The following is a 10472-nucleotide window of genomic DNA, read 5'->3' as shown; positions in this document are numbered from 1 at the left end:
TTTGCCCTCATGTCTTTCAAATCGCTTGATGAACTGCGCGCGGCCTGCCTCGACCTGCCTGCCGGCAGCGACACCGCGGCGGCGGCCGTCGCCCGCCGCCAGGACACGCTGACCAAGCCGCAGGGCAGCCTCGGCCGGCTGGAGACCATAGCCGCCTGGCTGGCCCGCTGGCAGGGCCGCGACATGCCGAAGCTCGATCGCGTGAAGGTCTTCGTCTTTGCCGGCAACCATGGCGTCACCGCGCAGGGCGTGTCGGCCTTCCCATCGGAGGTTACCGTGCAGATGGTGGCGAATTTCGCCGGCGGCGGTGCCGCCATCAACCAGCTCGCCCGCATCGCCGGCGCCGATCTCGACGTCATCCCGCTCGACCTCGACCACCCGACCGGCGACTTCACGCAAGTGCCCGCGATGGACGAAAAAGCCTTCCTCGCCGCGGTTTCGGCCGGCTACGGCGCAGTGACCGGAGATATCGACCTCGTCTGCTTCGGTGAGATGGGCATCGGCAACACCACGCCGGCCGCGGCCATTTCAGCCGGTCTTTTCGGCGGCGGCGCGGAAAAATGGACCGGGCGCGGTACCGGCGTCGACGATGCCGGCCTGAAGCGCAAGGTGACTGCCATAGAAGCCGGCCTAAAGCGCCATGCCGAGACCCTCGCCGACCCGCTCAAGATCGCAGCCACGCTTGGCGGGCGCGAACTCGCCGCCATCTTCGGCGCGACGCTGGCCGCGCGCCACAACAACGTGCCGGTGCTACTCGACGGCTTCGTCTGCACCGCTGCCGCCGCTCCCCTGGCAAGGCTGCACCCCACCGGCCTCGCCCACACTATCGCCGCCCACGTCTCCGCTGAATCCGGCCACCGCCGGCTGCTGGAAGCGCTCGGCCTGCCGCCGCTGCTCGATCTCGGCATGCGGCTCGGCGAAGGCTCCGGCGCTTGCCTCGCCGTCAACATCGTCCGCTCGGCGCTCGAATGCCACGCCCGCATGGCGAGTTTTGCGGAGGCTGGGGTTTCGGAGGGGTAGTCCGCAAGGCTAAATGTGGGACGGTCAAAGCCGTCTCACATCCTCGCCCTGTTCCAGGGTCTTTTCCACCAAGTCTTTGAAATCTTTGGTGGGTGCGCACAGGATTGAACTGTGGACCCGCTGATTAAGAGTCAGCTGCTCTACCAACTGAGCTACGCACCCACTCGACCGGTAAAACCGGCGTCGGCGGGCATATAGCCGCCGATACCAGTCATGTCCAGCCCTGCCGGAATCATTTCCCGACAAATCGCTCTGGGGTCTCGTCATCCCTGGGCGGAGCGAACGCGAAGCGGAGCGCAGACCCTGGGATCCATGCCGTGACATTGGCCGAAGAATTCAGCGGTGCAGAATAAAAGCGCGCTGCAGTGATCCGTCCTGGCCTCTGTCCTGCGAGGCATTCCAAGGCCCGCAGCGACGCTCAGCCGTCACGGCATGGATCCTAGGGTCTTCGCGACGTCGCTTCGCTCCTGCTTCGCCCTAGGATGACGAAGCGAGGGCGCAATCAGACGAACAGCCTGCCTTCCGCCACCTTGACCGCATGGCCGCCGATGCGCGCGGCCGCCAGTTTGCCGCCTTCGACATTGAGTTCGAGGCGGATGCGCGACGGCCGGCCCATCTCCAGTCCCTGTTCGATCCACAGCTGCGACACGCCGTCCGTCGGGCGGTCGAAATGCATGATCGCGCCGGCGAAAGCAGCCGCCGCCGAGCCGGTCGCCGGGTCTTCGTAGGAGGGATTGCCGGGCACGATCATGCGCACATGGAAGGCGCTTTCGTGGTTCACTGTCTCGCGGCAATAGACGTAGGGGCTGGCGAAAGCCCATTCGCTCTTGCGCGGCGCCAGTTCCGACCACGCCTGGTTGTCCAGCCGGATACGTGCCGCCGCCTCCAGGTCGGCGACGGGAATGGTCACATAGGGCACGCCAGCCGACCAGAATGAGACGCGGTGATTCTCGAAACCGATCTCGTGTGGTCCCAACCCAAGCGCTGCCCCGATCGCCTCCGGATCGGCGGCGAGCTTCAGCGGTTCCGGCAGTTTGGCCAGGTCGAACTCGGCGAAGGTGGCGCCATTGCGCTTGCTGACGGCGCAGCGCACCGGACCGATGTTTTCCTCCAGCACGAAGATGCCGGCCCCACCCTCGCCCGCTTGCTCGACGAGCGCGATCGCGGAACCTACCGTCGGGTGGCCAGCGAAAGGCATTTCATAGTCGGGCGTGAAAATGCGGATACGATTGCGGTGTTTGGGATTGTCGGGAGGCAGCACGAAAACGGTTTCGGAGAGATTGAACTCACGCGCAATCGCCTGCATCGCCGCCGTGTCCAGCCCCTTGCTGTCGAGCACGACAGCCAGCGGATTGCCGGCGAGTCGATCGGTCGTAAACACATCATAAAGCAAGTAATTGCGCGGCTGCATGTACAAAAGTCCTCCGCCTCAATCCAAACATGAGCGAAATTTAATTTGAAATTTGAACCATCAGGCCTGATCTGTGCACTGATGGGGACATCTCAGGCTTATAGGGGTCCGGCGTGGACCAGATTGTCAATCTGCCAAATGTGGAATCCACTTCCGCCATCGAGACGGCACTAGGACTTGACCAGAACGGTTTGAAGAAGAAACGCCGGCGCTTCTGGCTCTATGGCCTGATTGCTCTGATCGTCGTCGCAGCCGGCTTCGTCGGCTACCAATGGTATGCTGGCTCTCCCGCCAAGGTCGACTACACCACGGTGCCCGCCGCTGTCGCCGATCTCACCGTCGCCGTCTCGGCCACCGGCACGCTGCAGCCCCTCACCCAGGTCGACATTTCCAGCCAGCTTTCCGGCATCGTCCGGTCGGTCTCGGTCCAGGAGAACCAGCAGGTGAAGAAGGGCGACGTGCTGGCCGCGCTCGACACCGCCAAGCTGGAGGTGCAGATCGAGCGCGCCGAGGCTTCCGCCAAGGCGGCGGCCGCCAATGTCGAGGACGCCTCCGTCACCCTCAACGAAAACGAAAAGGCGCTTGTGCGCGCGGCCGCCCTCACCAGGCGCGGCATGGCGACCGACCAGTCGCTTGAGGCCGCGACCGCGACCCGCGACCGCTCCAAGGCTGCGCTCGACAGCGCCAAAGCCAATCTCGCCATCGCCAATGCCGACCTGAAATCACAGCAGACGGACCTCGCCAACAGCACCATCTATGCCCCGATCGACGGCATCGTGTTGACGCGTTCGGTCGATCCCGGCCAGACGGTTGCATCCTCGCTGCAGGCGCCGGTGCTGTTCGTCATCGCCGCCGATTTGAGGAACATGGAATTGGTTGCCGCGGTCGACGAGGCCGACATCGGCGCGATCAAATCCGGCCAGCATGCCCGTTTCACCGTCGATGCCTTCCCGGAGCGGCCGTTCGACGCCGAGATCCGCGACATCTCCTACGCATCGGTCACCACCGACGGCGTCGTTACCTATAATGCGCGGCTTGAGGTCGACAACAATGAGCTGCTGTTGCGGCCCGGCATGACCGCCACCGTTTCGGTGGTCACCAGGCAGGCCAAGGGCGTGCTCACCGTGCCGGCCACCGCCTTCCGCTACCGGCCGCCAGCGGCATCCACCGCCCGCGCGTGGAGCCTGAGGGACCTGTTCACCGGCCGCATGGGGCGTCCTGGCGGCAACCGCCAGCGCCAGGCGACGACAACGCCGACGGACGGCTCGCGCACGCTCTACGTCCTGGAGAACGGGCGGCCGCATCCGGTCAACGTCAAGACCGGCTCGACCGACGGCGAACTGACCGAGATCACGTCGGGCCTGGATGAAGGCGCGCTGGTCATCACCGCCTCGCAGCAGCGGAGCTGAGACCGTGGCGTCGGGCGCGACCCTCATCAGCTTCGACAAGGTCTGGAAGAGTTATGGCCAGGGCGAAGCCAAGGTCCATGCGCTGGCCGGTGTCGATCTTGCCATCCGTCGTGGCGAGTTCGTCGCCATCATGGGGCCGTCCGGCTCGGGCAAGTCGACGGCGATGAACATCATCGGCTGCCTCGATACGCCGACGGCCGGAACCTACAATTTCATGGGCATCGACGCCGGCCGCCTCGACCGCAATCGCCGCGCCATACTGCGCAACCTCTATGTCGGCTTCGTCTTCCAGGGCTACAACCTGCTGCCGCGCACCACGGCGGTGGAGAATGTCGAACTGCCGCTGATCTATCGCGGCGTCGGCGCCCGTGACCGCCACGACCTTGCGATGAAGGCGCTGGCCGAAGTCGGCCTTGTCGGTCGCGAGCATCACACGCCGGCCGAACTCTCCGGCGGCCAGCAGCAGCGTGTGGCGATCGCGCGCGCCATCGTCACCCGGCCGACCCTGCTTGTCGCCGACGAGCCGACCGGCAATCTCGACACCGCTCGTACCCATGAAATCATGGAATTGCTGACACGACTGAACACCGAGCTTGGCCTCACCATCGCCATGGTCACCCACGAGGCTGACGTCGCCGGTTACGCCGAGCGCACGATCCGCTTCCTCGACGGCCACGTCGCCTCCGATGGCATGAACTTCGAGGTGGCCTGACTTGCTCTGGGAAACCGTCCGCCTCTCGCTGCTTTCCGTACGCCGCAACGTGCTGCGCTCGTTCCTGACCCTGCTCGGCATCGTCATCGGCGTCGCCGCCGTCATCGCCATGCTCACCATCGGCTCCGGCACCACCGAGAAGGTCAAGTCCGACATCGCCAAGCTCGGCAGCAATCTGCTCGTCATCCGTTCCGGCCGCCCGGCCGGCCCCGGCGGACCGGGAGGGCTCGACCAGGTGGTCCGTCCGCTTGCCGAAAAGGACGTTGCGGCACTCGTCGCCCACCTGACCGGCGCCCGCGCCATTTCGCCGGCCTCGCAAAAACAGGTGCGCGTCATCTTCGGCACCGAGAGCCTGACGTCCGGCATCACCGGCACCGACAGCGCCTATCTCGATGCGCGTGACTGGAAGCTGGTTTCCGGCCGCCCATTCAGCGATTCCGAAACCCGCTCGGGCACCGGTGTCTGCCTGATCGGCGAAACGGTGCGCCAGCAGTTCTTCGGCGCCGGCGACCCCGAGGGCGAGATCATCCGCGTCAACCGCACCTCCTGCAAGATCATCGGCCTGCTCGAACCCAAGGGTTATACCGGCTTCGGCCAGGACCAGGACAACGTCGTGCTGATGCCTCTGCATGCATACCAGCGCCGCATCGCCGGCAATCGCGATGTCGACAATATCTATGTCGCAGCCGACGACAGGACGCCGACCACCGAATTGCTGCCGCGCGTCGAGGACATATTGCGCGACACACGCCGCATCACGCCCGATCGCGAGGACGATTTCTCGATCCGCGACATGACCCAGATCGCCGACGCCATGGCCAGCGCCACCACCACCATGACCGGCATGCTTGGCGCCGTCGCCGGCGTCAGCCTGCTGGTCGGCGGCATCGGCATCATGAACATCATGCTTGTCTCGGTCACCGAACGCACCCGCGAGATCGGCATCAGGCTGGCCATCGGCGCGCATGAAAAGCACATCCTGATCCAGTTCCTGGTCGAGGCGACGGTGCTTTCGCTGCTCGGCGGCATCATCGGCATCCTGATCGGCCTGGCGCTCGCTGGCCTCGCCTCCGTGACACTGACCATTCCGTTCGCACCAAGCCCGGCGATCATTCTGCTTGCCGTCGGTTTCTCGGCACTGATCGGCATGGTGTTCGGTTTCTTCCCGGCGCTACGCGGCGCAAGGCTCGATCCCATCGACGCGCTGAGGCATGAATAAAGGGCGTCACGCGACGTTTCAGCTATTTAAACTTTTTTTGGGGGTTCTTTCGCCTCTTCCCTGTCGCCATACAATCCGTGGTGCTAGTATAACAGTCAGGGCTAATATGACCCTCAGGGGGGTGGGGAAGTATGAGCAAGAAAGAGCGCCTGATTCTGGCGGTGGTGATCGTTGAGGCCGCTTTGGCAGGTCTCTGGTGGTATTTGGCCAGCTATGGCATGGACAATCCCGATCGCGTCACCGCCGATTTCCAGCAGGTCATCGGGCAGACGATGGGAACGGCGATGGGGGCCTTTCTGGGTCTCGGCGTCATTCTGTTTTTCGTCGCCGCCCGTAGCGATCGCAAAGCTGAAGCGAGCAAAACGCGTCGTTAATCCTCGCCGGCAAAATGCCACTCAATCAGCGGCTTCATGTGCGGCATCAGGCCGTCCGGCAGATCGGCAGCGTGGCGAATGATGACAGGTCCCTCGATTTCAGGGTCCGCCTCTGTCGCGACGAAGGCACTGATGCGCTGCGCAATCTCGTCGGCGGATGCCGTCTCGCGATAGCGCCGAAATATCACCGTGCCGCTTGACATGGACAGGGCATGGTAGCGCCTGTCGCGTTCAGCGGCTGTGAGGTCGAGGCCGGTTTCTTCCCGCACCTCGCGGATCATGTTGAAGTCGACATCGACAAGGCCATCGCGAAAATCGGCCGGCTCAAACGAGCCGGCAGCGAAATAGACCCGGCCGGCATTGACCGTGTGCGGCGCCATGCGGATCGCAACCAGCGCGTTGTCGCCGGCGACCAGCACGGCATGGGCATAGGCGTGCTCGGCCCCGGCCACCTGCCGGTTGCCGCGCCAAAGCATGAAGGTCGAGTAGCGCACCGCGTGGCAGCGGCCGACCAGACGATTGCCGCGATAGCTGAGTGCTGAAAGCAGCACCACGGTGCCGTCGAACAGTGCCGGATTGGCCGCGATTTCCTTGCCCCAATTCTCGGCGATTGCCAGCGCGTTGTCGCGCTCGAACGGATGCGGGCCGGGATCGAGCCTGACCTCGACAAAGTCGACCGGCAGGACGGCGTTGCGCGGCAGGTCGAAGCTCACAGTCAGGCCATGTCCAGGGCGATCGCGACGGGACAATGGTCTGACGCTTTCGGCCGGTCCCAGCCGGCGCGTGGAAAACGGTCCACCTCCTGGCCGGCTGGAAATATCGTGCGCCAGGGCTGGCCGTTGCGGATGATGTCGGGAACGGCTGTCGCGTTCCTGGCTGCCAGCGCCTTCGATAGCAAGATGTAGTCGAGCTGGCAGAGATGCCGCTCTTCCGGTCCGCGCGTGTGGTAGAAGGTCCAGCGATCCATTTCGGGGCGCCGCTCGACCGCGTTTTCACAAAAGCCGCCGGCAGTGAGCGTGTTGAGACAGGACTGGCTCTCGTTGATCACCTCGAAGCGGTAGCCGTCGACGGCATCGCCGGTGATCTTCACACGTTGCCGGTAATCGTTCATGTCACCGCAAATCGCCCAGCGTTTGTCGGCGGCATGCTCCTTGCCGAAACGCTCCTCGATGATCCGCCGCACCGCCTGCGCCTCGGCGATGCGCAGCGGCATCGTCGCCTCACGGCCGTCGAGGCCGTTACGGGGCGAACCCATCGACTTGAAATGCACGAGATAGAGCGTCAGCGGCACGCCGCCCACCTTCAGGTCGATTTCCAGGCAGTCGCGCCGGAAGATGCGCTCGTTGGCCTGGTTCCCCAGGGCGGCCAGTTCCGGCGTGAAGAGGCCGAATTGCTCGAACGTGACATAGGCATGGCTGGTCATGCGCACGAACTCGATCGGCTGACCTTGCGCCGTCTCGTTGCGCATCATCACGGCAACGTCGATGCCGCGCGAATCATTGCCGGCCGTGGTGTATTTCTGCCGGTAGCCCTGCCCCACCATCTTGAACAGATAGCCATATTCGAAGGCCTTCAGCGCCTCGATATTGTCGACCTCCTGCATGCAGATGATGTCGGCGCGAGTTGCGGCTATCGCCAGCGCCGTCAACTGCCGCGTATCGTCGGATTGCGCGATGGCGCGGGCCTGCTCCAGCATCTTGTATTCGGCCTCGCTCTGGATGTCGAAAAGCGCCAGCGTGCGATCTTCGTTGAGCTGGTTGCGGTATCCGGAAAAATCGAACCTGTTCATCAGGTTCTCGACATTGAATGTGGCCAGGCGCAGCGTCATGGCCGTGACCTTTGCCTGCAAGCGAGAGAGAAAACAAGATCGCAGAACCACCAGCGAAGATCGATTGGTCCTGATGGCAATCCCGCTATGGTTGACGGAACCTTTTCCGTTCATCCTCCGTTCAGACGGAAAGTTCCATCAATCAGGTTCTTCCCCGGGGTATTCTGGGCGTGGGGCCTGAAATCTCTTGGAGAGTGCAATGAACTCGCTCTTTTCTTCCACAGTCAAATCCGGGCTGTTGGCCTTGGGCCTCATCTCCGGCATCACCGCACCGTCCTCCGCCGGCCCGATCATGCAGCCGGATCTCTCTATTCCCGCCAGCACCGCTGCGCCGACGATCATGCCTGTCCGCGATGGCTGGGCGGGCGGCAACAACCCGCGTTTCAACGAGTGGCAATGGCGTCGCAATGACGGGCGCCGTTTCTCAAGGTCGGGCAATTGGGACCGCGGTGACTGGAACCGCCGAAACTGGCACCGTAGACACTGGAATGGCGGGGATGACTGGCGTTGGCGCCATCATCGCCGCTATTACCGCGGCGGCTACTACGATGATGGTGCGGGCGCCGCGATTCTTGGCCTCGGCCTCGGGCTCGGCCTTGGCAGCATGTACAACAACTACAACTACTACGATGCGCCGGCACCGCGGCGCTATTATCGTGCAGGGTCCAGCGCTCACGTCCGGTGGTGCTACAATCGTTACCGCTCGTATCGCGCCTGGGACAACACGTTCCAACCCTATGGCGGTCCCCGTCAGCAGTGCTGGTCGCCATATAGCTGAGTCGAGCGACAGGTGAATTCCAGAACGGTGCCGCAGCCTGCGGCGCCGTTCTTCGTTTGAGATCCATCAGAAATCGCGCCGCCGCCAATGATAACGCGATCTTTATCAGATGGGCCTAGTTATCGTGCCGATCGCACCGCTTGATATGCGACGATCACCCAGGGAACGATCGCCGGAATTGCGCGATGGCCGAAGACGAACACAGGGACAAACGCAGGCAGCGCGTGCTGAAGGGCGCGACGATCCTGACCGGTGTGACCAATTCCGAGGTCACCTGCACGGTGCGCAACATGCATGCCGGCGGCGCGGAACTGAAAGTCTCGATCGACGCACGCGTGCCCGACGAATTCCTGCTCTATGTGCCGGTCGATGGCATCGCCTACAGGGCAGTGGTCCGCTGGCGCCGCGAGGACCGCATCGGCGTGATGTTCGCCGGCACCGAACCGAAGCCGCACTGGCACTACGGCTGAACAAGCAAGATTTCGCCGGTCTGGCCATGCTGGCCAGCTGCAAGAAAAAGCCGGCGGATCGCTCCGCCGGCTTGCGTTTTTTTTGGAAGACTGGGATCGCGGGATCAGTTCTTCGCCTTATCAACCAGCTTGTTCTTCGAAATCTCCCGCGCGACCGCAGGGCGAAGCCCGAGGACGCGCAAGAAGACAACCCGTGGATTTCGATCAGTTCTTGGCCTTGTCAACCAACTTGTTCTTGGAAATCCACGGCATCATCGCGCGCAGCTTGGCGCCGACTTCCTCGATCTGGTGGTTGTCATTGTTGCGGCGGATGCCCTTGAAGCGCGACAGGCCGGCGCGGTATTCCTGCATCCATTCCGAGGTGAACTTGCCGGTCTGGATATCCTTCAGCACGCGCTTCATCTCGGCCTTGGTGTCGGCGGTGATGATGCGCGGACCCGAAACATATTCGCCCCATTCGGCGGTGTTCGAGATCGAGTAGTTCATGTTGGCGATACCGCCCTCATAGATCAAATCGACGATCAGCTTGACCTCGTGCAGACACTCGAAATAGGCCATCTCGGGCGCATAGCCGGCTTCCACCAGCGTCTCGAAGCCGGCGCGGATCAGCTCGACCAGACCACCGCATAGCACCACCTGCTCGCCGAACAGGTCGGTCTCGCATTCCTCGCGGAAATTGGTCTCGATGATGCCGGAACGGCCGCCACCAACGCCGCAGGCATAGGACAGAGCCAGATCGAGCGCATTGCCCGAAGCGTCCTGATTGACCGCGACCAGGCACGGCACGCCGCCACCCTTCTGGTATTCGCCGCGCACGGTGTGGCCGGGACCTTTCGGCGCGATCATGACGACGTCGACCGAGGCCTTCGGCTCGATCAGGCCAAAATGCACGTTGAGGCCGTGGGCAAAGGCGATCGCCGCGCCATCGCGGATGTTCGGCGCGATCTCGTTTTTGTAGATGTCGGCCTGCAATTCGTCCGGCGTCGCCATCATCATCAGGTCGGCCCATTTGGCGGCGTCCGCCACGCTCATCACCTTGAGCCCGTCGGCCTCGACCTTCTTGGCGGTCGCCGAGCCGGCCTTGAGGCCGATGGCGATGTCCTTGGCGCCGGAATCCTTCAGGTTGAGCGCATGCGCCCTGCCCTGGCTGCCATAGCCGATGATGGCGACCTTCTTGCCCTTGATCAGATTGAGATCGGCATCGCGATCGTAATAGACACGCATTGTTCTTCCTTCCCGTTGAATTCAGAG

At 63.4% G+C, this 10472-nt stretch carries 11 protein-coding genes and 1 tRNA gene; 7 read left to right on the top strand and 5 right to left on the bottom strand.

Translation table 11 applies throughout. The annotated features are described in order from the left end of the window. Window positions 1-9: 9 nt before the first annotated feature. Window positions 10-1020, top strand: coding sequence for a nicotinate-nucleotide--dimethylbenzimidazole phosphoribosyltransferase (gene cobT, locus OHD62_RS25325; protein WP_263788332.1), 1011 nt, complete (start codon window positions 10-12; stop codon window positions 1018-1020). Between the two features lie 86 nt (window positions 1021-1106). Here cobT and OHD62_RS25320 read toward each other — a convergent pair. Then, window positions 1107-1182, bottom strand: a tRNA-Lys gene (locus tag OHD62_RS25320). Window positions 1183-1522: 340 nt separating this feature from the next. Next, window positions 1523-2431: a PhzF family phenazine biosynthesis protein gene (locus OHD62_RS25315; RefSeq protein WP_263788330.1), complete on the bottom strand. Its 909-nt coding sequence runs from the start codon at window positions 2429-2431 to the stop codon at window positions 1523-1525. Window positions 2432-2544: 113 nt separating this feature from the next. Between OHD62_RS25315 and OHD62_RS25310 the strand changes: the two genes are divergently transcribed. From OHD62_RS25310 to OHD62_RS25295, 4 genes are all read left to right on the top strand, one after another. Then, window positions 2545-3840 (top strand): efflux RND transporter periplasmic adaptor subunit, encoded by a 1296-nt coding sequence (locus OHD62_RS25310; protein WP_263788328.1) that lies wholly within the window; start codon window positions 2545-2547, stop codon window positions 3838-3840. 4 nt (window positions 3841-3844) lie between these two features. Next, window positions 3845-4552: an ABC transporter ATP-binding protein gene (locus OHD62_RS25305; RefSeq protein WP_263788327.1), complete on the top strand. Its 708-nt coding sequence runs from the start codon at window positions 3845-3847 to the stop codon at window positions 4550-4552. A gap of 1 nt (window position 4553) precedes the next feature. Further along, window positions 4554-5771 carry an ABC transporter permease gene (locus OHD62_RS25300; protein ID WP_263788325.1) on the top strand — a complete coding sequence of 406 codons (1218 nt, stop codon included), beginning with the start codon at window positions 4554-4556 and terminating at the stop codon, window positions 5769-5771. Window positions 5772-5902: 131 nt separating this feature from the next. Beyond that, window positions 5903-6145: a hypothetical protein gene (locus OHD62_RS25295; RefSeq protein ID WP_263788323.1), complete on the top strand. Its 243-nt coding sequence runs from the start codon at window positions 5903-5905 to the stop codon at window positions 6143-6145. Here the strand turns inward: OHD62_RS25295 and OHD62_RS25290 are convergent. Then, the gene (locus OHD62_RS25290; RefSeq protein WP_263788321.1) at window positions 6142-6858 is read right to left on the bottom strand and encodes a hypothetical protein; all 717 of its coding nucleotides are present in this window, start codon (window positions 6856-6858) and stop codon (window positions 6142-6144) included. The genes OHD62_RS25295 and OHD62_RS25290 overlap by 4 nt on opposite strands. Before the next feature lie 2 nt (window positions 6859-6860). Next, window positions 6861-7973 (bottom strand): endonuclease/exonuclease/phosphatase family protein, encoded by a 1113-nt coding sequence (locus OHD62_RS25285; RefSeq protein ID WP_263788319.1) that lies wholly within the window; start codon window positions 7971-7973, stop codon window positions 6861-6863. A gap of 199 nt (window positions 7974-8172) precedes the next feature. Between OHD62_RS25285 and OHD62_RS25280 the strand changes: the two genes are divergently transcribed. Together OHD62_RS25280 and OHD62_RS25275 are read left to right on the top strand one after the other, a co-directional pair. After that, the gene (locus tag OHD62_RS25280) at window positions 8173-8751 is read left to right on the top strand and encodes a BA14K family protein (protein ID WP_263788317.1); all 579 of its coding nucleotides are present in this window, start codon (window positions 8173-8175) and stop codon (window positions 8749-8751) included. Between the two features lie 185 nt (window positions 8752-8936). Beyond that, a complete protein-coding gene (locus OHD62_RS25275) occupies window positions 8937-9221 on the top strand; it encodes a PilZ domain-containing protein (protein WP_263788314.1) in 285 nt (94 codons plus the stop codon). Between the two features lie 204 nt (window positions 9222-9425). Here OHD62_RS25275 and ilvC read toward each other — a convergent pair whose 3' ends face one another. Further along, complete coding sequence (gene ilvC / locus OHD62_RS25270; protein WP_263788313.1) at window positions 9426-10445, bottom strand: ketol-acid reductoisomerase; 1020 nt, start codon at window positions 10443-10445, stop codon at window positions 9426-9428. Between the last annotated feature and the right edge of the window lie 27 nt (window positions 10446-10472).

It is taken from the genome of Mesorhizobium sp. YC-39, from assembly GCF_025753795.1.
GTDB lineage: Bacteria > Pseudomonadota > Alphaproteobacteria > Rhizobiales > Rhizobiaceae > Mesorhizobium.
The sequence above is the reverse complement of the archived record's forward strand: the minus strand, read 5'-3'. Positions and strand labels throughout refer to the sequence as shown.

Excerpts from the sequence above, each read along its gene's own strand:
- cobT (WP_263788332.1), top strand. The coding sequence starts at position 10 with ATGTCTTTCAAATCGCTTGATGAACTGCGCGCGGCCTGCCTCGACCTG.
- OHD62_RS25315 (WP_263788330.1), bottom strand. The coding sequence starts at position 2,431 with ATGCAGCCGCGCAATTACTTGCTTTATGATGTGTTTACGACCGATCGA.
- OHD62_RS25295 (WP_263788323.1), top strand. The coding sequence starts at position 5,903 with ATGAGCAAGAAAGAGCGCCTGATTCTGGCGGTGGTGATCGTTGAGGCC.
- OHD62_RS25285 (WP_263788319.1), bottom strand. The coding sequence starts at position 7,973 with ATGACGCTGCGCCTGGCCACATTCAATGTCGAGAACCTGATGAACAGG.
- OHD62_RS25280 (WP_263788317.1), top strand. The coding sequence starts at position 8,173 with ATGAACTCGCTCTTTTCTTCCACAGTCAAATCCGGGCTGTTGGCCTTG.
- OHD62_RS25275 (WP_263788314.1), top strand. The coding sequence starts at position 8,937 with ATGGCCGAAGACGAACACAGGGACAAACGCAGGCAGCGCGTGCTGAAG.
- ilvC (WP_263788313.1), bottom strand. The coding sequence starts at position 10,445 with ATGCGTGTCTATTACGATCGCGATGCCGATCTCAATCTGATCAAGGGC.